This is a genomic window from Neisseria weaveri, assembly GCF_900638685.1.
Lineage (GTDB): Bacteria > Pseudomonadota > Gammaproteobacteria > Burkholderiales > Neisseriaceae > Neisseria > Neisseria weaveri.
The window spans coordinates 1259261-1285836 of the sequence record NZ_LR134533.1 but is presented as its reverse complement, the minus strand read 5'-3'; the positions used below and the strand labels follow the sequence as shown (position 1 = coordinate 1285836).

Annotated in this window: 25 protein-coding genes; 5 read left to right on the top strand and 20 right to left on the bottom strand. The window is 50.2% G+C overall.

The genetic code is table 11. The features are described 5' to 3' along the window. Positions 1-3 precede the first annotated feature (3 nt). From nuoH to EL309_RS06140, 18 genes are all read right to left on the bottom strand, one after another. Positions 4-1053 (bottom strand): NADH-quinone oxidoreductase subunit NuoH, encoded by a 1050-nt coding sequence (gene nuoH, locus EL309_RS06225; RefSeq protein ID WP_004285158.1) that lies wholly within the window; start codon positions 1051-1053, stop codon positions 4-6. Positions 1054-1055: 2 nt separating this feature from the next. Next, positions 1056-3317, bottom strand: coding sequence for an NADH-quinone oxidoreductase subunit NuoG (gene nuoG / locus EL309_RS06220; RefSeq protein WP_004285159.1), 2262 nt, complete (start codon positions 3315-3317; stop codon positions 1056-1058). A gap of 29 nt (positions 3318-3346) precedes the next feature. Continuing rightward, positions 3347-4642, bottom strand: a complete 1296-nt coding sequence (gene nuoF, locus EL309_RS06215) for an NADH-quinone oxidoreductase subunit NuoF (protein ID WP_004285160.1) — start codon at positions 4640-4642, stop codon at positions 3347-3349. Further along, a complete protein-coding gene (gene nuoE, locus EL309_RS06210) occupies positions 4642-5115 on the bottom strand; it encodes an NADH-quinone oxidoreductase subunit NuoE (protein WP_004285161.1) in 474 nt (157 codons plus the stop codon). Before nuoE ends, nuoF begins: the two co-directional genes overlap by 1 nt. Beyond that, positions 5115-6371 (bottom strand): NADH dehydrogenase (quinone) subunit D, encoded by a 1257-nt coding sequence (gene nuoD / locus EL309_RS06205; protein WP_004285162.1) that lies wholly within the window; start codon positions 6369-6371, stop codon positions 5115-5117. Before nuoD ends, nuoE begins: the two co-directional genes overlap by 1 nt. Next, positions 6364-6954 (bottom strand): NADH-quinone oxidoreductase subunit C, encoded by a 591-nt coding sequence (locus EL309_RS06200; RefSeq protein ID WP_004285163.1) that lies wholly within the window; start codon positions 6952-6954, stop codon positions 6364-6366. The genes nuoD and EL309_RS06200 overlap by 8 nt, the downstream gene beginning before the upstream one ends. 9 nt (positions 6955-6963) lie before the next feature. Continuing rightward, positions 6964-7443 (bottom strand): NuoB/complex I 20 kDa subunit family protein, encoded by a 480-nt coding sequence (locus EL309_RS06195; protein ID WP_004285164.1) that lies wholly within the window; start codon positions 7441-7443, stop codon positions 6964-6966. After that, positions 7434-7790 carry an NADH-quinone oxidoreductase subunit A gene (locus tag EL309_RS06190; protein ID WP_004285165.1) on the bottom strand — a complete coding sequence of 119 codons (357 nt, stop codon included), beginning with the start codon at positions 7788-7790 and terminating at the stop codon, positions 7434-7436. Before EL309_RS06190 ends, EL309_RS06195 begins: the two co-directional genes overlap by 10 nt. 400 nt (positions 7791-8190) lie before the next feature. Next, the gene (locus tag EL309_RS06185) at positions 8191-8862 is read right to left on the bottom strand and encodes a DUF799 domain-containing protein (RefSeq protein ID WP_004285166.1); all 672 of its coding nucleotides are present in this window, start codon (positions 8860-8862) and stop codon (positions 8191-8193) included. Next, on the bottom strand, positions 8863-9225 hold the full coding sequence (locus EL309_RS06180; RefSeq protein ID WP_004285167.1) for a DUF4810 domain-containing protein: 363 nt from the start codon (positions 9223-9225) through the stop codon (positions 8863-8865). A gap of 19 nt (positions 9226-9244) precedes the next feature. After that, positions 9245-9913, bottom strand: coding sequence for a CsgG/HfaB family protein (locus EL309_RS06175; RefSeq protein ID WP_004285168.1), 669 nt, complete (start codon positions 9911-9913; stop codon positions 9245-9247). A 126-nt stretch (positions 9914-10039) separates the two neighbouring features. Next, the gene (efeB, locus tag EL309_RS06170; protein WP_004285169.1) at positions 10040-11314 is read right to left on the bottom strand and encodes an iron uptake transporter deferrochelatase/peroxidase subunit; all 1275 of its coding nucleotides are present in this window, start codon (positions 11312-11314) and stop codon (positions 10040-10042) included. A 421-nt stretch (positions 11315-11735) separates the two neighbouring features. Continuing rightward, positions 11736-12905, bottom strand: coding sequence for an iron uptake system protein EfeO (gene efeO / locus EL309_RS06165; protein ID WP_004285170.1), 1170 nt, complete (start codon positions 12903-12905; stop codon positions 11736-11738). Positions 12906-12931: 26 nt separating this feature from the next. Continuing rightward, positions 12932-13750 carry an iron uptake transporter permease EfeU gene (efeU, locus tag EL309_RS06160; RefSeq protein ID WP_004285171.1) on the bottom strand — a complete coding sequence of 273 codons (819 nt, stop codon included), beginning with the start codon at positions 13748-13750 and terminating at the stop codon, positions 12932-12934. A 246-nt stretch (positions 13751-13996) separates the two neighbouring features. Next, positions 13997-15568, bottom strand: coding sequence for a phosphoethanolamine transferase (locus tag EL309_RS06155; RefSeq protein WP_004285172.1), 1572 nt, complete (start codon positions 15566-15568; stop codon positions 13997-13999). 214 nt (positions 15569-15782) lie between these two features. Then, positions 15783-16217 (bottom strand): YiiD C-terminal domain-containing protein, encoded by a 435-nt coding sequence (locus EL309_RS06150; RefSeq protein WP_004285173.1) that lies wholly within the window; start codon positions 16215-16217, stop codon positions 15783-15785. 76 nt (positions 16218-16293) lie between these two features. Further along, positions 16294-17613, bottom strand: coding sequence for a M16 family metallopeptidase (locus EL309_RS06145; RefSeq protein ID WP_004285174.1), 1320 nt, complete (start codon positions 17611-17613; stop codon positions 16294-16296). A 61-nt stretch (positions 17614-17674) separates the two neighbouring features. Further along, positions 17675-19000, bottom strand: coding sequence for a M16 family metallopeptidase (locus EL309_RS06140; RefSeq protein ID WP_004285175.1), 1326 nt, complete (start codon positions 18998-19000; stop codon positions 17675-17677). Positions 19001-19256: 256 nt separating this feature from the next. Here EL309_RS06140 and ftsY point away from each other — a divergent pair, with 256 nt between their 5' ends. After that, on the top strand, positions 19257-20555 hold the full coding sequence (ftsY, locus tag EL309_RS06135; RefSeq protein WP_004285177.1) for a signal recognition particle-docking protein FtsY: 1299 nt from the start codon (positions 19257-19259) through the stop codon (positions 20553-20555). A gap of 84 nt (positions 20556-20639) precedes the next feature. Here ftsY and EL309_RS06130 read toward each other — a convergent pair whose 3' ends face one another. Continuing rightward, positions 20640-20891, bottom strand: a complete 252-nt coding sequence (locus EL309_RS06130; RefSeq protein WP_004285757.1) for a BolA family protein — start codon at positions 20889-20891, stop codon at positions 20640-20642. Positions 20892-21118: 227 nt separating this feature from the next. Between EL309_RS06130 and ftsE the strand changes: the two genes are divergently transcribed. From ftsE to EL309_RS06110, 4 genes are all read left to right on the top strand, one after another. Then, positions 21119-21772, top strand: a complete 654-nt coding sequence (gene ftsE, locus EL309_RS06125) for a cell division ATP-binding protein FtsE (protein ID WP_036494579.1) — start codon at positions 21119-21121, stop codon at positions 21770-21772. Further along, the gene (gene ftsX, locus EL309_RS06120; protein ID WP_004285181.1) at positions 21769-22683 is read left to right on the top strand and encodes a permease-like cell division protein FtsX; all 915 of its coding nucleotides are present in this window, start codon (positions 21769-21771) and stop codon (positions 22681-22683) included. The genes ftsE and ftsX overlap by 4 nt, the downstream gene beginning before the upstream one ends. A 101-nt stretch (positions 22684-22784) precedes the next feature. After that, complete coding sequence (gene pncC, locus EL309_RS06115; RefSeq protein ID WP_004285182.1) at positions 22785-23255, top strand: nicotinamide-nucleotide amidase; 471 nt, start codon at positions 22785-22787, stop codon at positions 23253-23255. Positions 23256-23399: 144 nt separating this feature from the next. After that, complete coding sequence (locus tag EL309_RS06110; RefSeq protein WP_004285183.1) at positions 23400-24296, top strand: patatin-like phospholipase family protein; 897 nt, start codon at positions 23400-23402, stop codon at positions 24294-24296. 118 nt (positions 24297-24414) lie between these two features. Here the strand turns inward: EL309_RS06110 and metG are convergent, their stop codons facing one another. Continuing rightward, positions 24415-26499 (bottom strand): methionine--tRNA ligase, encoded by a 2085-nt coding sequence (metG, locus tag EL309_RS06105; RefSeq protein WP_004285752.1) that lies wholly within the window; start codon positions 26497-26499, stop codon positions 24415-24417. Between the last annotated feature and the right edge of the window lie 77 nt (positions 26500-26576).

Genomic DNA, 26576 nt, shown 5'->3' with positions numbered 1-26576 from the left:
CCCTTATTTCCACAACGATAAGGGCGAAATCATCCACAATCCGACTACAACGATGGCAATAAAGCCAATAGGAATCAACACTTTCCAACCTAAGCGCATAATCTGGTCATAACGATAACGCGGGAAAGTAGCTCGAATCCATAAGTAACCATATAAAACCATCGCCATCTTAATAAACATCCAAACAGCACTTGGCGTACCAACTAACCCCCAACTTTGAGGGAAAGGAGATAACCAACCACCCAAGAACATTAATGATGTCAATGCAGCAATTAAGATCATGAAAATGTATTCGGCCAAGAAGAACAAGGCAAAAGCAAAGCCCGAATATTCCACATGGAAACCTGCAACAATCTCGGATTCACCTTCAGCCACGTCAAACGGCGCACGGTTCGTTTCCGCTACTGCAGAAATCAAATAAACAATGAACACCGGGAATAATGCAAACCAGTTCCATGAGAAAATCGATCCTCCTGCAATACCTTTACTTTGCGACGCCACGATGTCACCGAAATTCAAACTTCCGGACACCATTACCACGCATACTAAAGCGGCACTCATAGCAATTTCATAAGAAATGGTTTGTGCAGAAGAACGCATAGCACCTAAAAACGAATACTTAGAGTTAGATGCCCAACCTGCAATGATTACGCCATAAACAGACAGAGAAGTAATCAACAAAATATACAACAGGGCTGCATTAACATTGGTCAGCAACCAATCTTCACTGAAAGGAATCACCGCCCATGCCGCAAATGCAGGCGCCAACGACAACATCGGACCGATATAGAACAATGCCTTATTCGAAGCGCTCGGACGGGTAACTTCTTTAAACAATAATTTAAATACGTCGGCAAACGGCTGAATCAAACCAAAAGGACCGGTTACATTCGGGCCTACGCGCAATTGCATATAGCCGATGACTTTACGTTCAAAATACGTTAAATAAGCTACCGTTAAAATCAGCGGGATCAAGATAATCACGATTTTGACCAAAACCGATACAACCAATCCGATTTCAGCGCCCAACAAGGCTTGGAACCATTCTTGCATGATTAACCTCTCGCCAATTTAATAGTGTTCATCAACGCACCTAAAGCGGCATTTTCAGTATGCAGCGGTAGATACACCACGTTTTCCGGCAAATTGACATCTGCTTCTACATTCACACTTACTTGAGTACCGCTCTGCATTGCTACGGCAGCTTCACCGGACTGCAAGCCCAATGATGCCAAAGTAGACGGATTGACACGCGCCACAGGTACAGCAGCATGGCTGGTTGCTTGTAACGGAGCAGAACGGCGTACGATTGCATCAGTGTGATAGATACCGACACCACCTACACGTACTAACTCTGAAGCCGTCTGAACAACAGAACCACTCCAACTGGCACGGTTATTCAATTCAGGCGCCAGCGTGTCTCGGTTCACAGCCTCTTTCAACACTTGCTCGCTGGTTTCATACTCAAAACCGTTCAAATCAAACACATTGCCCAAAACACGCAATACTTTCCATAGCGGGCGCGAATCTGCCAAGCCTTTTACTACACCGTGGAATGACTGCAAACGGCCTTCCATGTTGATAAAACTGCCTGAAGTTTCCGTAAACGGGGCAATTGGCAACAGCAAATCACACACTTCCAACAAGGTATCGCTGGTATAAGGCGTAAACGCCATAACCGTTTGAGCTTGCTTCAAAGCAGCAACTGCTTTACCGCCTTCAGCCACATCAATTTCAGGCTCTACATTTAACAGTAAAACTGCTTTTTTAGGCTGCTCAACCATTTCACGAACAGTATTGCCTATATTTAATTTCAACACTGAAGCACCTACACTATTCGCAGCCTGTGGCAATATACCCAACACAGCTCCCGTTGAGTCCGCCAAAGCCTGTGCAGCTGCGTAAATAGCAGCGTATTCTGGATGGTTTTGAACTTCCGCACCCAAAACAATGGCTGACTTCTCTGCATTTTTCAGACGGCCTGCAATACTGTTTTCGTCTGCTTGTTCATTAACCATTTCATTTAAACGGACAGCCCAACTATTGGGATGAACTGTTTGTTGTGACAGCAAAGGCATATGCAGCTCTTCTTTACTGCTGGCAATAATACCTAAAGCCATACCTCCTTTTGCCGCACGACGCAGACGGGCGGTCAACAGAGGTTGTTCTTTACGTAAATTGGCACCAACAACCAAAACCGCTTCACAAGCACCCAGCTCTTCAATGCTTTGACCTAACCATTGAGCACCTTTTAGGCCGTCTGAAAGACGATCGTCTTGTTGCATCAAACGTGTATCAACATGCTTGATACCTAAGCCTTGAGCCAATTTTTTAGTCAAATATAACTCTTCAACGGTATTCATCGGATTAGCCCAAATGCCGATTTGGTCTTTTCCGTCTTCTTTGGCGATGCAGTCCAAAGTCTTGCGAACATATTCTAGAGCTGTTTGCCAATCGACATCATGCCATTTGCCATCGTGCTTAATCTTAGGATTTTTCAGACGGCCTTCATACAAACCTTCATATGCAAAACGGTCACGGTCGGAAATCCAGCACTCATTGATGGCTTCGTTTTCCAACGGCAATACACGACGCACAGTATGGTCTTTGGTTTGTACGATCAAATTGCTGCCCAAAGCATCATGTGCAGAAATGGTTTTACGGCGGCTCAATTCCCAAGAACGGGCATCGTAGCGGAAAGGCTTGCTGGTTAATGCGCCTACCGGACATAAATCAATCACGTTACCCGATAATTCGGTTTCTACCGCCTTACCGATAAACGGCATGATTTCGGAGAATTCGCCACGGTTTGCCATAGCGATTTCCTGCAAGCCGGCAATTTCTTCGGTAAAGCGTACGCAACGGGTACAGTGGATACAGCGGCTCATTTCTTCAGCCGAAACCAACGGACCCATGTCTTTACCGACTACAGAGCGTTTTTCTTCTTGATAGCGACTGGAAGATTTACCGTAACCGACCGCCAAGTCTTGCAATTGACACTCACCACCTTGGTCGCAAATCGGGCAATCCAACGGGTGGTTGATCAATAAAAATTCCATTACACCTTCTTGGGCCTGTTTGGCTTTTGCAGAATGTGTATGGACAACCATACCGTCTGTAACCGGCGTGGCACATGCAGGTAACGGCTTCGGTGCCTTTTCCACTTCTACCAAACACATACGGCAGTTGGCCGCAATGGACAGTTTTTTATGGTAGCAGAAATGCGGAATATATGTGCCGAGCTTATGCGCTGCTTCCATTACAGTCGCACCCTGCTCTACCGAAACCTGTTTACCGTCAATTTCAATTTGTAACATAGTTCTATCCTAATGACACATAGGTACATTTAGCACCAACGGTGTTCTTTCATCGGCTTACCGTGTTCGATATAGTATTCAAACTCGGCACGAAAATGCTTGGTAAAGCTGCGGACAGGGAAAACAGCAGCATCAGCCAAGGCGCAAATCGTACGACCGGCCATGTTGTTACCCACGGAATCCAACAACTCCAAATCTTCAGGACGGCCTTTACCTTCAGCAATACGGTGTACGACACGATACAGCCAACCTGTACCTTCACGGCAAGGTGTACATTGACCACAAGATTCTTCATGGTAGAAATAGCTCAGTCTTTCCAAAGCTTTTACCATGCACACATCTTCATCCATAACGATAATTGCACCTGAACCCAACATGGACCCTGCTTTAGCAATAGAGTCGTAATCCATGTTTAAAGTCATCATCACATCACCCGGCAATACAGGCGCAGATGAACCTCCCGGAATAACCGCTTTTAATTTTTTACCGTTACGCATACCGCCCGCCATTTCCAACAACTTGGCGAATGGCGTCCCCAAAGGAACTTCATAATTACCAGGGCGCTCCACATGACCGGAAATAGAAAACAGTTTGGTACCTCCCGCATTTTCAATACCGATGTCGGCAAAAGTCTTACCGCCGTCACGAATAATAAACGGAACAGAAGCAAAGGTTTCAGTATTGTTAATCGTCGTAGGCTTACCATATAACCCGAATGAAGCCGGGAAAGGCGGTTTAAAACGTGGCTGTCCTTTTTTGCCTTCCAGAGATTCCAACAATGCAGTTTCTTCACCGCAGATATAAGCACCGTAACCATGATGGGCAAACAGCTCAAAAGAGAAGTCTGTGCCCATAATGTTTTTACCTAAGAAACCCGCTTCACGCGCTTCTGCCAATGCTTGCTCAAAACGTTGATAGCCTTCAAAGATTTCGCCATGGATATAGTTATATCCTGCCTCAGCGCCCATTGCGTAACCTGCGATGATCATGCCCTCAATCAAAGCATGAGGATTGAAATTGATAATATCGCGGTCTTTAAACGTACCGGGCTCGCCTTCATCGGTATTGCAAACAACATATTTGGCACCGGGGAAAGAACGCGGCATAAAGCTCCACTTCAAGCCTGTAGGGAAACCGGCACCGCCCCGACCACGCAAACCTGACGCTTTCACTTCGGAAATCACATCATCTTGGGAAAGATTTTCTGTCAGAATTTTACGTAAAGCCTGATAACCACCGCGAGCCTTATACGACTCCAAAGTCCAGCAATCTGGAGAAGTAGTATCTACTTGATCAAAAATTACGCCGGATTGATAAATTGCCATTATTTCAACTCCGCCAGTTTTTTCTCAATTGCATCTTCAGTCATAAAGCTGCACATTTTATGGTTGTTTACCAACATCACCGGAGCATCTCCGCAAGCCCCCATACACTCGCCTTCCATAAGCGTATAAAGGCCGTCTGAAGTTGTCTCTCCAAAACCGATACCCAACTTCTGCTTCAGATATTCGGCCGCATTGACACCACCTCTTAAAGCACAAGGCAGGTTGGTGCACACGGTTAATTTATATTTACCAACAGGATGCAAATCATACATGTTGTAGAAAGTGGCCACTTCGTAAGCTGCAGCGGGTGCAATACCGATATAATCTGCAACAAACTCAATAACTTCCGGTTTCAAATAACGCAACTCGGTCTGTGCGATTCGCAATGCGCCCATGATGGCAGAACGACGTTGATCAGCAGGATATTTCGCCAATTCAACATCAATTTGTTTTAAAGATTCAGCGGATAACATTATCGGTCTACCTCCCCGAATACGATGTCTTGTGTACCGATGATTGCCACCACGTCAGCCAACATATGGCCTCGCGACATTTCATCTATACCTTGCAGGTGTGCAAAACCGGGAGCTCGGATTTTCAGACGGTAAGGTTTATTGGCGCCGTCTGAAATCATATAAATACCAAACTCGCCTTTCGGATGTTCAACGGCAGTATAGGTTTCACCCTCCGGAACGTGCATACCCTCAGTAAACAATTTGAAGTGATGGATCAAATCTTCCATACCGATTTTCATATCAGTACGCTTGGGCGGAGCAACCTTATGGTTTTCTACAATTACAGGACCCGGGTTTGCGCGCAACCAGTCTGCACATTGCTTCATAATACGAACAGATTGACGCATTTCATTAACACGGCACAAATAGCGATCATAACAGTCGCCATTTACACCCACCGGAATATCGAAATCCAATTTGTCATAGATTTCATATGGCTGTTTCTTGCGGATATCCCACTCCACACCGGAACCGCGTAACATAACGCCGGTAAAACCTTTTTGCATGGCTCGCTCGGGAGAAACAACACCGATACCCACCGTACGCTGTTTCCAAATACGGTTATCGGTCAATAGAGTCTCCAACTCATCGATGCGTTTAGGGAAACGCTCACAGAAATGATCGATGAAATCAAGCATACTGCCTTCTCGGCCTTGATTCAGCTCTTTCAACACTTTAGCGTTACGGAATTTGCTCGATTCATATTTAGGCATAAAATCAGGCAAATCGCGATAAACGCCGCCCGGGCGGAAATACGCAGCATGCATACGTGCACCGGAAACAGCTTCATACAAATCCATCAGCTCTTCACGGTCACGGAATGCATACAAAATAGCAGTCATCGCACCGATATCCAACGCATGCGCACCCACGCCCATCAAATGATTCAAAATACGTGTTACTTCCGCAAACATAGTGCGGATATATTTTGCTCGCACTGGAATATCAATGCCCAACAGCTTTTCGATTGCCAGACAATAAGCCTGTTCATTAACCATCATGGATACATAATCCAAACGGTCCATATACGGCAATGCCTGTAAATAGGTGCGGGTTTCAGCCAATTTTTCAGTACCGCGGTGCAATAAACCGATATGCGGATCGGCGCGGACAATTGTTTCACCATCCAGCTCAAGCACCATACGTAATACACCGTGCGCAGCAGGGTGTTGCGGACCGAAGTTAATCGTATAATTTCTTAATTTATTAGCCACCGTAGTTCTCCTCGCGGACGATACGCGGCGTAATCTCACGCGGTTCAATTGTTACAGGTTGGTAAACCACCCGCTTCTCGGCTTCGTCGTAGCGCATCTCCACATAACCGGAAATCGGGAAGTCTTTACGGAACGGATGTCCGACAAAACCGTAATCCGTTAAAATACGGCGCAAATCGGGGTGGTTGTTAAACATAATACCGAACAGGTCGAACGCTTCCCGTTCATACCAATCCGCACTGTTATAAATGTGAACCACTGATTCCACCAGCGGAAAATCATCGTCATCCACCCATACACGCACGCGGACGCGCTGGTTATTGGCCACAGACAACAGCTGACTCACAACCGCAAACCGCTTACCTTCCCAAGGCTGGTTCTTATAAGTACTGTAATCCACACCACACAAATCAACCAGCAGCTCAAAATTCAGCTCTTCATGATCACGCAATGTAGTCATGACGTCCAAATAATCTTTTGCTGCGCACTCCACCGTTACTTCGCCAAAAGCCAGCAAAACTTGGGATGCCTTATCGCCTAATACACGAATGGCAATTTCCTGCAATGTTTTCACATCAGCCATCACACCCTCCTAGTCCCGTGCAATTGTCGAAGTACGTTTGATCTTCTGCTGCAACTGAATCAAACCGTAAATCAGTGCTTCGGCTGTCGGCGGACAACCGGGAACATACACGTCTACCGGCACAATACGGTCACAACCGCGCACTACCGAATAAGAGTAGTGGTAATAACCGCCGCCATTGGCACACGAACCCATAGACAATACCCAACGCGGCTCAGCCATTTGGTCATAAACACGACGCAAAGCCGGAGCCATTTTGTTACACAAGGTTCCGGCTACAATCATCAAGTCGGATTGACGGGGAGACGGACGGAAAATAATACCGAAACGGTCCAGGTCATAACGTGCCATACCGGCATGCATCATCTCCACTGCACAGCATGCCAAACCGAAAGTAACCGGCCACAACGAACCGGTACGCATATAGTTAAGCACGGTATCGGCGCTGGTGGTCACGAAACCTTTGCTTAAAACGCCTTCTATTCCCATTCTAAAGCGCCTTTTTTCCATTCATAAATAAAGCCTATCGTCAGAATCACGATAAACACGAACATCGACCAAAAGCCGAATGCGCCCAATTCTTTGAACACAACCGCCCATGGAAACATAAAAGCGATTTCCAAATCGAAAAGGATAAATAAAATCGCAACCAAGTAATAACGCACATCAAACTTCATGCGTGCGTTTTCGAAAGCTTCGAAACCGCATTCAAACGGTGCGTCTTTTTCCGCATAGTGGCGTTTCGGACCTAAAATATTGCCCAGAGTCAGGAACACCACACCGGCTATCAAGCCGACGAGGATAAAAACGAGTACGGGAAAGTAATTAGCCAACATGGGTTTATACCTAAATTGTTAACATAAAATGCTGGTAAATGCTTTCTTATTGTATCCAATTTCGAGGCTGTTTGAAAGTTGGGGCGGTGATTTTTTCTGAAAAAACCCTAATAAATTCAAAGATTTTTTGATAACGATTATCATTACATTAATTTGACGATGTAAGAATCGGGCATTTTTTGCCGTTTGAAAATCACAATGTGTTTTTTAGCTTATTTAAATTTAATTAAATAGAATTAACTATTCTTAATTCTTCCGCCATTGCTTCCGAGAGTTTCTCCAACCGCTCTCCGAAAGCTGCCCTTCATACGTTGATAACGGCTATCAAACAAGACTGCGTATTTTTGATATAAAAAGGCCGTCTGAAAATTTCAGATGGCCTCCTGCACATTAAAGCTGTTTACTTAAACTTACCCGGTTGGGTTTGATAATGGGACGAACGCGGACCATATAAAATACCGTCACGCGCGCCGGCAGACAGCAAACGTGCACCGGTAATTTGTGCGATATCGAAACCGCGGTCGCTTAACGTACCCACGACCTGATCAACTACGGCTTTCACCAGCATAACCAACAAGCCGTTATTACCCTCGTTTTCTACGGAAGAAGCGGTTGCGGAGCCAGACCAGATTTCTTTTCCTGTCTTGGCATCCACCAGCTTGGCTTGTGCCGTCACACGGGTATCACTTTGAATTACTTGGTAAGTCGTACCATAATTTTTAATGGTGATATACATCACCGCATCCGCTCCGAAAATCTCATGAAGTTTGTCTAATTTGACTTCATGGATTTCAGCAGGATGGGTTAAACCGTTTTGTTTAAACGTCTCGGCAACCACTGCAGGCGGATACACATAGTAACCCGACTCCGCCAACGGCGCGATGGACGAAGCTGCCATACCCGCCGTTGCTTTGACTTCCGGCGACTCGTTTAAAGGAGGCAAAACCAAAATAGACTTGGGATTGCTTTCTTTAAAGGCACTGTAATCATACGGTTTGGGCGGAGTTACGGCGCAAGCGGACAAAAACAGAGCCGCTGCAATCGGAATCATCTTCAACCATTTGTTTCCCATTTACTTTTCTCCTTTTGCATTTTTCAAAAGAAAATCCATAAATGATCCGGATTCCGGAAACAGCTGCTTCTCTTTTTCAAATTGCGCCAATGCCTGTTGGTTTTGACCGGCATCAATCAGCAACAAACCCATATGGGCATGTGCGCCCGGGGCGGCACTTTGCTGGTTGTTGCTTGCTTTTTGGAAATATTTTTCCATTTTGTCGATCTGCTCGCCGACCGGCTTGCCGTTGTCTTTTAGGCGCTCATATACGTTTTCCGTATAATCGCCCCAGTAATACAGGCTTTTCGGGCCGGAGCCGCAGGCACTCAAACCAATGGCACAAGTGGCGGTTAATGCAATATTTAAAACTTTGGTCTTCATTTCTCAGACGGCCTCTGTATTAGCGGACAGGTGTCCATGCACCGCTCTCGATGCCGTTGACCAAATTGTTTACCGCTTCGCGAATCGCCAAGTCCAATACTTTACCGTTCAACGTGGCATCATAGCCTGCCGTGCCGCCGAAGCCGATGATTTCGCGGTTAGACAGCGAGTATTCGCCCGCGCCTTGCACTGAATACACAATTTCGGAGGTACGCACGTTTACGACATTCAAGGCAACCTTGGCGTAAGCAATTTGCGACTTGCCGCGCCCCAAAAGACCGAACAGCTGATGGTCGCCCACATCTTTGCGGCCGAATTCGGTTACGTCACCGGTAATTACATATTCCGCGCCTTTCAGGTTTTGTGCACGACCGCTGATACCGGCCTCCTGTTTCAATGCGCTCAACTGCGTGCGGTTAAGCACGTTGAAGCGGTTGGTCTGCTGCAAATGGGTAACCAGAATGGTTTTCGCTTGACTGCCCAAACGGTCTTCGCCGTCTGAGAACACGCCTTTTTGGAAGCTTGAACGGTTGTCGAAACTGCCTACGGAAATCGGAGCGCGTACGCCGTGATATTGGGTGTTATAAGAAGCCACTTTGACTACTTCGACACTGCGCGAGGTTTCGGTGGCGCAACCCGCTGCCATCAATACCGCCGCACCTGCCAATAATAATTTTGAGTAATGCATTATTTATCCCTTTAATTAATCGGTTTATTCAGCCAAACAGCTCCGCTGCATTCTACATTATCCTTTCGGCATTCCGTTGATTCATGCCGTTATCAGCTTGATTTTCAGACGGCCTGTGTTGTTTTCCTACCCCAAAATCAGGCTTTGTCCCAAAAAACCGCCTTGTTCAACACCCGGCAAAGTAAAGAAAAAGCCGCCGCCGAAAGGGCTGATATATTCTTCCAAAGGCTCGAGATTGAGCAGGTTTTGCACGAAAATAAAGCCGTCTGAAAGATTGGCTTGGTAACAGATAAACAGCAAACCGACATCAAGCTGGCCGGATTTGGCCAAACCGCGCGAATAATTAAACGGCCGGCGGAACAGCAAATGCTTTTTCTTAAATTCAGCCGTTTGCGGATTGGCTATACGGATATGGCTGTCTGCCGGAACCACTTTTCCTTCCGGGTCTTTGCCGTAATCGGGCGTTTCATGTTCGCTTTTGCCGCCCAAAGGCGCACCGCTGTATTTCTCACGCCCGAAAATCGCTTCCTGCTCCTGCAGCGGCGTTCTGTCCCAAAATTCGACAAAGTGCCTGATAATGCGCACGGCCTGATATGTGCCGTTTGTCGCCCAAGCCGGTTCGTCCAAACTGTTTTCCGCAACACCCGTCCACAATACCGCATCGGCAGTTTGGGGATTGCTCACATCGGGATTGGCGGAACCGTCTCTAAATCCCAATAAGTTGCGCGGTGCCGCACCCGGCTCGGTTTTGGGCAGGAAGCCGTCCAAACACCAGCGCGGCACGGCCAATCTGGAAGTATGTTTGATGATGTCGCGCAACGCGTTTTGACAAGTTTCCGGAGTAAATGCGCAAAATTGTATGCTGATGTCGCCGTCACACCATTCCGCCTGCAATTTATCGTTCGGAAAATCGCGCATTTCTTGAAGATGTTTGGGCTTTTTGGCGGCCAAGCCGAAACGTTGGTCAAACAGGCTGGCACCGACGCTGACCGTCACGGTCAAACCGTCCGGCCTGATGACCTTGCCGAGAATACCGCTGCCTGCAGGCGGCAATTTGGCATCACCGTCCTGAAGTTCGCCGCCTTGGGTTAGAAACACGATGCGGTCGGTAATAATGCGGAACAGGTTTTCCAACTCTTTAATGTTTTTGGCCGATACGTCAAACGCGGCCATAATGCCGAACTGCTGATGCGGCGTGGTAATGCCGGCCTGATGTTTGCCGTAGCAATCATAGCTTTGCGCCGAGTGCTGCAATTGTTCGGCAGCCTCTTCGCTTCTGCCGGCTTTTCTGCCCCAAGCAAAACCGCCGGAAGCAGCAGCCACGCCGGCGGCACCGGCGGCTGCAATGGTTTTCAATAGTGTCCGCTTTTCAGGTTGTTGGGGAAATTTTTCTTGTTCCATAACCTTTGTTCCATGTTGATTTTTTCAGACGGCCTCGTTGGCCGTTTCAATTAAGACAATGGCACATTCATATTCCGAACGCGGTCTGTGCACAACGTCTTTGTGCACGACTAAAACCCGCCCCGATTTAAGGTAACGGCATAGGCCTGCTGCCCGAAATCAATAAACACCGTCCCGTCCGACACCATCACGACTTTATCGCCGGCTTGATGGCTGTGCCATTCGGAGTCGCCTTACAACTTCACGATACGGAAAAGGCAATCCCTGTTTTCCACAATTACCGGCTTCCAAAATTATTGGATACCGTCCAAATCAGTTTGCAGCCGCAGTGCAGGATAAATCTGCATCAACCGGCCTTTTTATCGGCTTCAATAAATTTCAGACGGCCTCCGTTTCCGAAAGGCCGTCTGAAAATCCGGGCTTAGCTCAAGCCCAATGTGCCGCGCAGCTGCGCCAATTCTTCAGCCAAAGCATTAATCGGCGCTTGCAGCATTTTACGGTCTTCCTCGGTCAGCTTGTCATAAGGCAGGAAGCCGTCTGCAGTTTTATATTTTTCCAAAATCGTGTTCACATCTTTGAAGTCGGAATCGATTTTTTCCAATAAAGCCTGATTGCGCTCGGCAATCATCGGACGGAACAGATCGACAATCTTCTGCGCACCGTCGATATTGGCTTGGAAGTCGCTCAAATCCGTGCGGCTGTAACGGTCTTCCTCTCCGCTGATTTTGCTGCCGGCCACTTCTTCAACCAACACCGCAGCACCGCCCACGACTTTATTCGGCGGGAACGACAATACATCGATTTCTTTCTGCAGCGCATTCACATCTGCCAGCAGCTTATCGGCCACTTCCTGAACGCCGGACACGTCTTTCTCAATCCACAACGCATATTCGATACGGTGGAAACCGGTAAATGCCGCATCTTTAGGGCCGTCTTTAAAATCGTCTTCACGCGCGTCGATGGCAGGGTCCAATTCGTTGAACAGCTCGGCAATAGGCTCAATTCTTTCATAGTGGACACGGGTAGAAGCAAACAGCGATTTCGCCTTTTCAATATCCGCCGCTTTCACCGCCGCAACAAATTCTTCTGTCTTGGCTGCCAACTCTTTGGCTTCGGCCTGAACATACACTTTATAATCCGCCAGCGGCTGAGCCAATTTATCCAAATTGGCTTGGTCTTCGGTTACTTTGAAACCGCTGTCGGTTACCACCAACTTACCGCGCGGATTGGTCAGCAGGCCGCAGGTCATTTCATACTCGCCCGGCAGCAGCGTAACCGTCATTTTGTCCGACAAGCCCGGTGCGATATTTTCGCGCTCGTCCACCACCATCACGCCTTTCAGAATTTCCCATTCCAGCTTGCGGCCGCTGTTGTTTTTGATATTGAACACATTTTGGCCGCTGGGCACGGTCAATTCCATCGGGTCGCAGGCAGAATCGTTTACCGCAATGTTCACCGAACCGTCCGCATTACTTGCAGGCACAGCAGCCCCCGAAGCCGGAGCGGCGGTTTTTTCGGCTTCAGGCGGTTGGCACGCGCTCAAACCCAAAGCCAACAATACAGACACGCTCATAACATTCAATTTTTTCATTTTTACCCTCATCTTCCTTAAATATTTCAACTCGCCGAAGCAAGCCGGTTTCCTCTCAAAAACCAAATCAAAGCAGGAATGCAATAAAGCAGCCATACCCATACTTCTCCCCGGGTAGGATGGTCGGTATAACCGAAGAAACCACCGAGCAGCACGCCCAACGGGCTGTCCTCATGCAACACCGACGAAGTATCAAACACCACTTCCTGCATCAAATTCCACACCCCTGCCTCATGCAGCGCGCGCAGCGAACCCGCCAACAGCCCCGCCGCAACAAAAATTAAAAACACACCCGTCCAACAGAAAAATTTTTCCAAGTTCAAACGCATACCGCCCTGATACACCAACACACCGATTACCACCGCACACAACAACCCCAAAACCGCACCGACCGGCATGGCCGCCGTCGGGCTTTGACCGAATACCGCCAACAGGAAAAACACACTTTCCAAACCTTCTCTGGCTACTGCCAAAAATGCCATACCGACCAGAGCCCAACCCTGACCGCGCCCTTTATTCAAGGCCGTCTGAACCGATGCCTTTACCTGACGCTTCACCGATACCGCTGCGGTTTTCATCCAAAACACCATAAAAGTAATCATGGCGGCAGCAACCAAACCGATCACGCCGACAACCAACTCTTGCTGCTTTTGTGGAATTTCACCGGTTACCGCATTCAATCCCACACCCAAGGCCAAGCAGAGCAAAGCCGCCAAAACCACACCCGTCCACACTTTCGGCATCAATTGGCTATGCCCCGACTGTCTGAGGAAGCCGGCAATAATGCCGACAATCAACGCCGCTTCGATACCTTCGCGCAGCATAATCAGAAACGCAACAAACATAATGAAATCAATCTTCAGATATTTTCCACTTTATATAATCATTTTAATATTAATGCAAATTGTTTTTATTTATATTTAATAAGAAATATATAGAAAATCAAACAGTTTGAAATAGCACACGACAAATTCAAACTGCAATGCCAGACGGCAAAACACCGGATAAAAATCAAATCCGCGCCTTACTTACCCGCCAAAACAAAAAGGCCGTCTGAAAATTCAGACGGCCTTTATTCATTCAAAAACCATTTACTGTTTTCCGTTTGGATAAACGAATTTCACTTCACCGTTTTCCACTTGCAGATAGCCGGAATTGCCCGTCAAAAGATTGGCATTAACTACGCCCGATCGGCAATCCGACACCGGCATACCGTATCCCATCACCGAAATCAGCAGAGTCGAGAGCTGTTGGTGAAACATCGTTTTACATTGTTCAAACTGCCGGCTCATCTGCTGCTGCAAAGTCCGATTCGGCGTATAAATCATCAAGGGAACGGAATACGAACCTTCGGCAGCCGTACCTTGATTGTAAACTTCGTCGGTTACGTTCTGACCGTGATCAGACGTATAAATCAGCAGCCAATCGTCGGTTTTCTGTTTCGATAAAAATTCAAACACTTTGCGGATATATAAATCGGTATCCCAAATCGTACTGTCATAATTGTCTAACGGCGTATTGCCGCCAAACTGCTTCGATTCCAAATACTTACCGTAAGGCACATGCGAACCGCGCTGATGCAGCACGATAAAGTTCTGCCCCTGCCGCAACGGACTTTGATACAGATACGGCAACACTTTATGGTCGTTCATGGCCTCTCTGACCGACATTCCCGCTTGGGTGGGAAAAGTCACTTCATCAATCCATTTTTTGCCCATCAGTCCCAAGATTTCCATTTCCCATTCCGGCTGGGAAGAATGGAAAGACGTTTTAAAGCCTTGTTGTTGCGCCAGTTTGAATAAATTGGTATCCCCTTTGACAATATGTGTCAACCCGTTGGGATAAGGCACGGCATTAAATAGCGCCGGAAGCGAAATCGCCGTACCCAATCCTGCCGCATAAGCGGGTTTTAAAACCGCATCGGGATAATTTTGGGCAAACGAATCTAAAAACGGCGTTGATTCGCGCGGATAACCGAAGTGATGAACATGCTTTGCGCTGAAACTCTCGCCCACGATAAAAATAATGTTTTTAAACTTAGGTGCAGACACCACTTGCGGCGTAGGATGCGAATAGTTCGACAAGTCGCTCAATTCCAACAATTCATAAGGCAGCGTTCTGCCGATAAACGAACTGAACGCAAACGCATTCGATTTCAGCCTGCTGTAATTGGTTCTAGGCGTCAAACCAATGTCGTTGCTGGTGGTAAAAGCACGGATAAACATATAGATAAAGAAAACAGCAAACACGCCGTCTGCCCAAATGCCTGTTTTTCTTCTGAACCTGCCGATGGAGATAAACAGCAACGTCTCCGCCACACCCCACAAAACCACCGGCACAACCTTATCCAACATAGCCATTCCGGCACCGGCAACTTCAGTTATCTCGGTAACCGCCAACAGATAATTGGTACTGTTTATCCAGCTCTCATAAACGGCATAATGCACATTATTGACCACCGTACTCAAGCCGAAAAATAAAGCGATAAAGAAACGCGTCAGCCGGTATTTTGCACAATAAAACAGCACCAAAAAAACAGCAATAATTGCCGCCGCTTCCCAAGGCCGGGACAATTCCGGCACATTAAAAACAAAACGGTAAGCCATTTCGCTTACCAACAACAATAACGTATAGATTGCCACCCAGAAAATATCTTTTTTCATTACCCGCCTTTACCAACCGATTTTTTCGGGCGGAATTATAGCTTTTAAATATATGAAAAAGAACAAGCCGTATCGAAAAAAACGATACAGCTTGCCTCCAAAACTTGAATAACTTAATGAGATTTATAATCCCATCAGCGCATTTCAATGAAAAATATCGGATTTTACATACAATTTATTGATTTTCTTATCCAAGCATTCTATTTGTCAGACATTACAATAAAACAACATAGCGACCGGTAAACTCCGCAACCAATATTCCTTCACTCCATAAAGTACAGGCCACATTGATTTTGCCTTTACCCCGCTCGGCCAGCATTTGGCCGCAATCTTCCCAATCTTGCGGATTGTGCGCTTCGGATACCGCCGTCAAATCGCCCTTGGCAGGTTTGAGATAACGGGTCTGCCCGTCTTGAATCACGATTTTTCCGTTGTATTCGGGATAATTCAGATGAACCAGCGACCAAGCGCACAGAGTGGCCAGCAGCGCGATGCTGCCGCCGAAAACAGTATGGTGGTGGTTGCAGTTTGCTGCCAACGGTGCCAGCAGGGCCACGCGCTGAGGGCTGCTTTCGGTTACTGCGAGCTTCAAAGAAGCGGAAGCCGGAATATTGCGGTGGAGAAAATCCTGCAATTCTGCTGCTGTCATATTGCAATCCTTAATGATGAAATATCGGAAAGGCCGTCTGAAAAAACCGTACATTTTTTCAGACGGCCTCAAGGGTTTATTCGGCCTTGCCTTTGGCTTTACCGCCCACAATCACGGTATGCAGCTTATTGGGATTGACCCTGCGCTGCCACACCTCTTTTACCTGCTCCGCCGTCAATGCTTCGATGGCTTTCGGATAAGCCTCCAAATAATCGGACGGCAAATTGTGTACGCCGATCAGACTCAAGTAATTGAGCAGCTTGGCATTGCTGTCGAACCGCAGCGGAAAACTGCCGATGATATTGTCTTTTGCCTGCTTCAATTCAGCTTCGGTCGGCCCTTCGGCAATAAATCCGGCCAATACTTTTTTTGCAGCCGCCAATGCAGGCGCGGCGTTGGCTTTTTTGGTGGAAAAGGCGATACCCAATCCGCCGGCCTCGGTCATTGGCGACAAACGGCTGTACGCACCGTAAGTATAGCCGTGCCGGTCGCGCAAGACCTTCATCAGCCTGCTGTCGAAACCGCCGCCGCCCAACACATAATTACCGGCAACCAGAGCATAATAATCGGGATCATGTCGTTTGATCAGCGGCATACCCATCACAATCTGCGCCTGTTCGCCCGGAAACGGTATGGCTTGATGCCGTGCTTTTTGTTCGGGCACAGGCGCAACGGCATGACCGTGCTGCGGTTTTTGCGGCAGTTTATCCAATGCTTTGGCCGCCATTTTTTCCGCCTGCTGCCTGTCCACATCGCCGACAATGGCCACAACCGCATTTTGTTTGCCGTAACGGCTGCGGTAAAACGCGCGGATATCGTCCAGACTCATCTTACCCAAACTTTCCACGCTGACATTGGCACCGTTGCCGTAAGGGTGATCGGGATACATCAAACGCGTTAACGCGCGGTCGGCCACAAATCCGGGCTTGCGTTCGCTTTGCTGCAACGCCGTGATGCTTTGGCTGCGGTTACGCTCGAACACCGCCGTATCGAAACGGGGCGACACCAGCGCCTGATTGACCAAATCCAAAGTCGGCAACAGGTTTTCGCTGCGGCTCAAGCTGCGGAATGTCAACGCCGCCGTTTCTTCGCCGCTGCTGCTGCCGATATCGACGGCCAAATCGTTACTTCGCGCGTGAAACGCTTCTTCGTCCAATTTTTCCGTTCCCGACAACAGCAGCGCGGCGGCAAACTCCGCCAATTCGCCTTTGCCGGCAGGATTAAACACGCTGCCCGCACCTTTAAAGCTGATACGCATGTCCACAATCGGATTTTCATGCCGCTCCACCAGCAGAATCTGCGTTCCTTCCGCCGTCGTCCAACGCTGGATGTCGATGGAAGCCTGCGCCGCCACCGGCATCAGCAAAGCCGCCCATAATAGTTTTTTTGCAAACATAATCTACTTTCTATTGTGTTGCCGTGAGGCCGTCTGAATTTTCAGACGGCCTCAACCCTCTTTATTTCGCTGCCGCCTTGGCAGGATAAACCGTAACTTGGCTGGAACGGTCTGCCGTCAGCAATGCCGCCGCCGCGCGTACTTCTTCCGCGCTTACCGCCAACAGCCTGCGCCGGATTTCGTCTTCGTCCTGATAACGGAAACCGTGCGTTTCCAAACGCCCGATAACCGAAGCCTGCTCGGTCATCGAATCTTGGGCATAAACTTTTTCAGCCGTGATACGGTTGCGCACACGCTGCAATTCCGCTTGGGAAATCCCGTTGGCCGCAATGTCGGCAATCTCCGCACGAACCAACGCCAGCACTTCTTCGACTGTTTTTCCTTCAGACGGCATCACGAAAATATGAAACAGAGGCAGCTCGCGGCTCATCATGTCGTAAACCGCACCCGCACTCAACGCCACTTTGCGCCCGCGCACCAAGCCCGCGTCAAAACGGCTGGAAGAATGTCCGCCCAACACCGATGCCAACACGCTCAACGCATAAGGCATACGCTCGTCCAAACGCTCGGGATTCAAGCCGGGAACGCGGAACGACAAAGCCGACAAAGGCTGGCGCGTTACTGCCGAATCGGTTGACGCAACGACGGCCTGCCGCTGCTGCCGTTCGGCCAGATTATTGCGGTTCGGTAAAGGTTTCGCAGCAATCCGGCCGAACAAAGCCTCCGCCTTTTTCACGGTTTCCTGCGCGTCCACATCGCCCACCACCACCAAAACCGCATTGTTCGGCGCATACCATTGCCGGTACCATTCGCGCAAATCATCGGCTTTCAGCTTGTCCAAATCCGCCATATAACCGATAACCGGTGCTCTCAAAGCCGGATTTTCAAACGTGTTGATAAACACATGTTCCCACAACTTTCCGCCTGCGCTGTCGTCGGTACGCTGGCGGCGTTCTTCGCGGATCACATTCATTTCATTTAAAAATTCCGCATCGCTGAAGTTCAGGTTCTGCATACGGTCGGCTTCCAGCTCCAGCACTTTCGGCAGATTCGCCGCCGCAATGTTTTCGTAATAAACCGTTTCGTTGCGGTTGGTATAAGCGTTTAACTGCCCGCCCCAAGCCGAAATCAGACGGCTGAACTCGCCCGACGGCACCGCCGCCGTACCCTTAAACATCATGTGTTCCAAAGCATGGCTCAAGCCTGTTTTTCCGGGCTGCTCGTCCACGCTGCCCACCTTGTACCAAATCTGCGAAACCGCCACCGGCGCGCGTCTGTCTTCCTTCACCACCACTTTCAAACCATTGGGCAGCGTGCGCGATACCGTTTCCGCGCACACAGGAAAAGCACAGGCCAACAACAAAGGTAAAACCAAACGGCATAACATAAAAAGCCTTTAATCAAAAATTAAGCACAAACAAATGATAGCTTCTATCAATTTCATAAACAAGACGCAGAATTTTCAGACGGCCTCCTGCCGTTCCGGCACACACTTTGCCGCACCTTACGCAAAAATATCGGGAAAACGCTGAAAATACGCTACAATTAACCGCCCACAAACCATGCGGAAAACATAACCCCCGCCAGTCGGCGGAATTCTGTCCGCACCGCCGCCATTTTCGGTTAACCACAAGGGAATCCTTATGTTCAGCTTCTTTAAACGCAAGAAAAAACAAGAAACGCCGGAAGAAATCACACCGGAAGCCGCACCGTCGGCCGTAGAAACCGCAGCAGAGCCGCAGCCGGAAACCGAACCGGCGGAAAGCGCCGCGCCAAAAAAGTCCGAGCCAAACCCCATTGCCGACGCTATATCTGAACCGGCTTCCCCGGCCGTTCAACAGCCCGTCGCCACTCCCGAAACCGCTGCCGAAATCCCCGCTGCAACGGCTGCCATGCCCAATGAAACCGAAAACGAACCGCAAGCCGAAGCTGCCGTTGAAGAAGATCATACTTCCGACACCGCTTCCGTACCTGCCGTTCCCGCCGTGAAGGAAGAACCCAAACCCGAACCGGCCAAACTCGGCTGGGCTGCACGTTTGAAACAAGGTCTGACCAAATCGCGCGACCATATGGCCAAATCGCTGGCCGGCGTATTCGGCGGCGGCCAAATCGACGAAGACCTGTATGAAGAATTGGAAACCGTGCTGATTACCAGTGATATGGGCATGGAAGCCACCGATTATCTGATGAAAGACGTACGCAAACGCGTATCGCTGCGCGGTTTGAAAGACGGCAACGAGCTGCGCGGCGCGTTGAAAGATGCGATTTACGATTTAATCAAACCGCTTGAACAGCCGCTGGTGATTCCTGATAACGGCCAGCCGTTTGTGATTATGCTGGCCGGCATCAACGGCGCGGGCAAAACCACTTCCATCGGCAAACTGGCCAAATATTTCCAATCGCAAGGCAAGTCGGTATTGTTGGCCGCAGGCGATACCTTCCGCGCCGCTGCACGCGAGCAGTTGCAGGAATGGGGCGCGCGCAACGGCGTTACCGTGATTTCGCAAAGCACGGGCGACTCCGCCGCCGTCTGCTTCGATGCCGTAGAAGCCGCCAAAGCGCGCGGTATAGACATCGTGCTGGCCGACACCGCAGGCCGCCTGCCGACCCAGCTGCATTTGATGGAAGAAATCAAAAAAGTAAAGCGCGTGCTGCAAAAATCCATGCCCGACGCGCCGCATGAAATCATCGTGGTGCTGGATGCCAATATCGGCCAAAACGCCGTCAACCAAGTGGTGGCGTTTGACGACGCACTCGGCCTGACCGGCCTGATCGTGACCAAGCTCGACGGTACGGCCAAAGGCGGCATTCTGGCTGCACTCGCTTCCAGCCGCCCGATTCCGGTACGCTATATCGGTGTGGGCGAGAGCATCGACGACTTGCGCCCGTTTGACGCGCGTGCGTTTGTGGATGCGCTGATCGACGACGGTCAGGGCAGCTGATTTCAACAAACCCAATAAACAAGGCCGTCTGAATTTTCAGACGGCCTTTGATACTTCAACTTCCCTATTTTAACTGCCAAAAGATTAACCCTGCTGCTTGGCTGCCCATTCCGCAGGCGTGGCGGCGGTGGAAATCGATAAAGCGTGCAATTCATTGCTTGCCAGCTTCTCGGCCAAACCGTCTTTCACCAAACGGTGGCGCGCCAAACGTGCTTTGCCTTCAAAGGCTTCGGATACGATCACGGCGAAAAAGTGATGGCCGTCGCCTTCCACTTCCAAATATTGGCAGGGCAAAACGGCTTCGATCATGGCTTTAACTTGTTCGGGGCTTAACATGGCGTGTTCCTTCGTTTTCATTTTTTCAGACGACCTCGAACAGGCCGTCTGAAAACTGTTTGATCTGTTTTTGCAGCGGCTTCAGCAGCGGCAAACCAACCGCATTATAAAGGATTATCAGCCGACAGAAACAGGAATTATTCGGTATAATCAAAGTTATCCTTATTCAGACGGCCTCTGTGCTTAAACAGACAGGCCGTCTGAAAATAACCAGCGAGCAAGTTTTTATGATTCGTTTCGAACAAGTTTCCAAAACCTATCCCGGCGGCTTTCAGGCGCTGAAAAACGTGAGTTTCACCATCAACAAAGGCGAGATGATTTTTGTGGCCGGACATTCCGGCGCAGGCAAATCCACCATTCTCAAACTGATTGCAGGCATCACCAAACCGACCGAAGGCAAAGTTTGGATGAACAACCAAGACATCGGCAGCCTCAACGACAACCAGATCGGCTTTATGCGCCAACACATCGGCATCGTGTTCCAAGACCACAAAATCCTGTACGACAGAAGCGTCTTGGAAAATGTTTTACTGCCGCTGCGGATTATCGGCTACGACGCCAAACAAGCCGACAAACGCGCCCGCATCGCCATTGAAAAAGTCGGCTTGGGCGGACGCGAAACCGCCGATCCGGTCACCCTGTCCGGCGGCGAACAGCAACGCCTGTGCATCGCCCGTGCCGTTGTCCACCAGCCCAGCCTGCTGATTGCCGACGAACCTTCGGCCAATCTCGACCGCGCCTATGCTTTGGACATTATGGAGTTGTTCAAAACCTTCCACGAAGCCGGCACCACCGTGATTGTGGCCGCACACGACGAAACCCTGATGGCCGATTACGGCCACCGTATTCTGCGTTTGCAGGGAGGCAGGTTTACATCATGAACCACTATTTATCTCTGCACTGGGAATCCGCACGCAACGCCGCGCGCCAATTGTTGAAACAGCCTTTCGGCACGCTGCTGATTCTGCTGATGCTGGCCATCGCCATGACCTTGCCGCTCACCCTGTATTTGGGCGTACAAAGCGGGCAAGCCGTATTGGGCAAGCTCAACGAATCGCCGCAAATTACCGTTTATATGGAACCGGGCGCCGACGAAGTTGACGGCGAAGCAGTCAAAACGCTGCTGCAACAAGACAAACGCATCGAAAAAAGCGAATTTATCGGCAAGCAGCAAGGCCTGACCGAGCTGCAGGAAAGTATGGGCGGCCAAAATCTGGTATCCATGCTCGAAGAAAACCCGCTGCCCGACGTATTCATCGTTACCCCCCAGCCCGAAACGCCGCCGGAAGCCATGCAGGCACTGCAAAAAGACTTGAGCGAATTGCCCATGGTCGAATCGGCCAAACTCGATACCGAATGGATGCAGACGCTGTATCAAATGAACGATTTTCTGCACCGCATTTTCTGGTTTCTGGCCGTTACCCTGAGCGTGGCTTTCGTTTTGGTGGCGCACAACACCATACGCCTGCAAATCCTCAGCCGCAAAGAAGAAATCGAGATTACCAAGCTCTTGGGCGCACCGGCTTCGTTTATCCGCCGCCCGTTCCTGTATCAAGCCGCATGGCAGAGCGTATTGTCGGTGATTGTCAGCCTCGGTCTGTGCGCCTGGCTGATTCGGGTATCGCAACCGCTGGTACAAAGAATCTTCACGCCCTACGGCCTGAATATCGAATGGCGTTTCTTCCATATTTGGGAAATCGCCGCCGTATTGCTGGTGGTGGCCGCACTCGGCATCGCCGGAGCATGGCTGGCCACGCAGCAACACCTGCTCGGCTTTAAAGCCAAAAAATAAGCCTAAGGCCGTCTGAAATTTCAGACGGCCTGTTTCTCATCCGGCCAAACCGATATCGGGCTTAAACCATCGGTTTGACCGTTTCTTCAGAAAGACCGACTATGGATATTTTGGAAGCCGTCACTTCCCGTCTGCACGCACACAAACAAACCGTTACCTGCGCCGAATCCTGCACCGGCGGCATGTTGGCTGCCAAGCTGACCCAACTGCCCGGCAGCTCCGCCTGGTTTGACACAGGCTTTGTTACGTACAGCAACGAAGCCAAACAACAGCTGCTCGGCGTACAGGCGCAAACGCTCGACCACTACGGCGCCGTCAGCGAAGAAACCGTGCGCGAAATGGCTTTGGGCGCACTGCTGGCCGCCAAAGCCGACTACTCGCTCAGCATTTCCGGCATTGCCGGCCCCACCGGCGGCAGCGACGACAAGCCCGTCGGCACAGTATGGTTCGGATTGGCAAGTAAACAGCGTATTTGGGCGCGCACCGCCCTGTTTGAAGGCGGCCGAGACAAAATACGCGAACAGGCCGTTGCCTTTGCTTTGGCTTTTCTCGCCGACCATCTGCCTGAATAACAAGCCGATTTTATCAGGCCGTCTGAAAAATACAGTTTTCAGACGGCCTGATAGTTTTGTACAATACTGTTTTTCCGTTTCCCATCTGTTATACCGCAACCAGCCGGTAAAATGTTTTTACTCACACAAAGGCCGTCTGAAAATATGAATTTCCTCTATTTAAAACGCGCAGCCCTTGTTCTCGCTGCCGTCATCGGCATTGCCGCCTGTGACACCACCACCCCGCCCGTACACACCTCCATTCCCAAACCCGCCCCCAAACCGCACGCCACCATCGGCTTGGCCTTAGGCGGCGGCGCTTCCAAAGGCTTCGCCCACATCGGCGTGATTAAAGTTTTGGAACAACACAACATCCCCGTCAAAGTCGTTACCGGCACCAGCGCAGGCTCGATTGTCGGCAGCCTGTACGCCAGCGGCATGTCGCCCGACCGCCTGGAATTGGAAGCCGAAATTTTAGAAAAAAGCAGCTTGGTCGACCTCACCCTGTCCACCAGCGGCTTCATCAAAGGCCAAAAACTGCAAGACTTCATCAACCGCAAAGTCAACAATAAAACCATCCAATCCTTCCCGCGCAAATTCGCTGCCGTTGCCACCCGTTTCGGCACCGGCGATGCGATTGCCTTCAACCGCGGCAACGTCGGACAAGCGGTTCGCGCCTCCGTCAGCATTCCCAACATCTTCCAACCCGCCGTAATCAGCGGCCAAAAATACGTTGACGGCGGCCTCTCCGCCCCCGTCCCCGTTACCGCCGCCCGCAACCAAGGCGCCAACTTCGTTATCGCCGTCGACATTTCCGCCCGTCCGTCCAAGCTGACCGAGTCCGGATTCTTCTCCTATCTCGACCAAAGCCTGAACATCATGAGCCAAACAGCCTTGCGGCAAGAATTGAAAAAAGCCAACGTCGTAATTACCCCGCAAGTACAGCATCTCGGCGCAGTCGGCGGTTTCGACCAAAAAAACCAAGCCATCAAACTGGGCGAACAAGCCGCCCTGAAAGCCTTGCCGGAAATCAAACGCAAGCTGGCGGCCTACCGCTATTAAACCGGAGGGTGCAGCAGATAAACCATATATCTTCTGCAAAACATGACCGCCAAAACAAAAAAGGCCGTCTGAAATTTCAGACGGCCTTTCTTTATTGATATTGCTTAAATCGGAGAAATCAACCCACCTTATCCCCCGGCTGAGTGCCTGCATCCACGTCCAGCAGCTTCAGTTTGCCGTCTGCCGTGGCGGCGGAAAGGATCATGCCTTCTGATACGCCGAATTTGGCCATTTTGCGCGGGGCGAAGTTGGCAACGGCGATGACCATGCGGCCGTTGAGTTCGGCGGGGTTGGGGTAGCTGGCGGCGATGCCTGAGAAGATGATGCGTTGTTCAAAGCCGAAGTCGAGGTCGAATTTGAGCAGTTTGGTGCTGCCTTCAACGGCTTCGCAGTTCAGCACTTTGGCAACGCGCATGTCGATTTTCATGAAGTCGTCGAAGCTCGCTTGTTCGGCGACGGGCGCGTATTGGTTGGTTTCGGCGGGGGCGGCTTCGGCTGAGGCCGTCTGAATGCTTTGTTTGTTGGCTTCGATTAAATCGTCCACTTGTTTTTGCTCCACTCGTTGCATTAAATGTTCGTATTGGTTGATGGTGTGGCCTTCGGGCAGCACGGTTGCGGCATCGGCCCAACGCAGGCCGTCGAGATTGAGAAAGGCGGCGGCACGTTCGGCGACTTTGGGCAGCACGGGCGCGAGGTAGATGCTGAGGATTTTGAAGGCGTTGATCAGCTCGCTGCATACTTCGTGCAGGCGCGCGTCTTGGCCTTCTTGTTTGGCCAATTCCCACGGTTTGTTGGCATCGACGTATTCGTTCACGGCATCGGCCAGCGCCATGATTTCGCGCAGGGCTTTAGCGTATTCGCGGTGCTCGAAATCGGCGGCGATGTTGTCGCGCTCGGCGGCGAGTTTTTGTACCAATTCACTGCCTGAAACGTCTTTCAGACGGCCTTCAAAGCGTTTGGCGATAAAGCCTGCGGCGCGGGCGGCGATGTTGACGTATTTGCCGACCAAATCGCTGTTGACGCGGGCGATGAAGTCGTTCAGGTTTAAGTCGATGTCTTCGATTTTGCTGTTGAGTTTGGCGGCGATGTAGTAGCGCATCCATTCGGGGTTGAGGCCGCCGTCGAGGTAGGATTTGGCGGTGATGAAGGTGCCGCGCGATTTGGACATTTTTTGGCCGTCGACGGTTAAAAAGCCGTGGGCGAACACGCCGGTGGGGGCGCGGTGGCCGCTGAATTTGAGCATGGCGGGCCAAAACAGAGCGTGGAAGTAGAGAATGTCTTTGCCGATGAAGTGGTACATCTCGGTTTGGCTGCCTGCTTGGAAATATTCGTCGTAATTCAGGCCGGTGCGGTCGCACAGGTTTTTGAACGAGGCCATGTAGCCGACGGGTGCGTCGAGCCAAACGTAGAAATATTTGCCGGGTGCGCCGGGGATTTCGAAGCCGAAATAAGGTGCGTCGCGGCTGATGTCCCAATCGGAAAGGGTGGTTTCGCCGTTTTCTCCGCCGCCCAGCCATTCGTTCATTTTGTTGAGGGCTTCGGGTTGCAGGTGCGCCTGGATGCGGCCGTCTGAAAGCGTGGTGCTGCCTGAAGTCCATTCTTTCAGGTAGTCGGCGCACTCGCCCAGTTTGAAGAAGAAGTGTTCGGATTCTTTCAGCACGGGGGTGGCGCCGGATACGGCGGAATAGGGGTTGATCAGCTCGGTGGGCGAGTAGGTGGTGCCGCACGATTCGCAGTTGTCGCCGTATTGGTCTTTGGCGTGGCATTTGGGGCATTCGCCTTTCACGAAGCGGTCGGGCAGGAACATGTTTTTTTCGGGGTCGAACAGCTGCTCGATGACGCGGCTTTCGATTTTGCCGTTGGCTTTGAGTGCAAGGTAGATTTGCTCGGAAAGCTGTTTGTTTTCAGGCGAATGGGTGCTGTAATAGTTGTCGTAGCCGATGTGGAAGCCGGTGAAGTCGGCCAAATGCTCTTCGCGCACTTTGGCAATCATGTCTTCGGGTTTGATGCCTTGTTTTTGGGCGGCCAGCATCACGGGCGTACCGTGGGTGTCGTCGGCGCAGCAGTAATGGCATTCGTGGCCGCGCATTTTTTGGAAGCGCACCCAGATGTCGGTTTGGATGTGCTCGACCATGTGGCCTAAGTGGATGCTGCCGTTGGCATACGGCAGGGCGGAGGTAACGAGGATTTTGCGTGGTTTCATGATTTGTGTCGGAAAAGTAGTGAATATTGCCGCTGATTATAGCGTTTTTCAGACGGCTTTTGTGTGCGGGAGGCCAT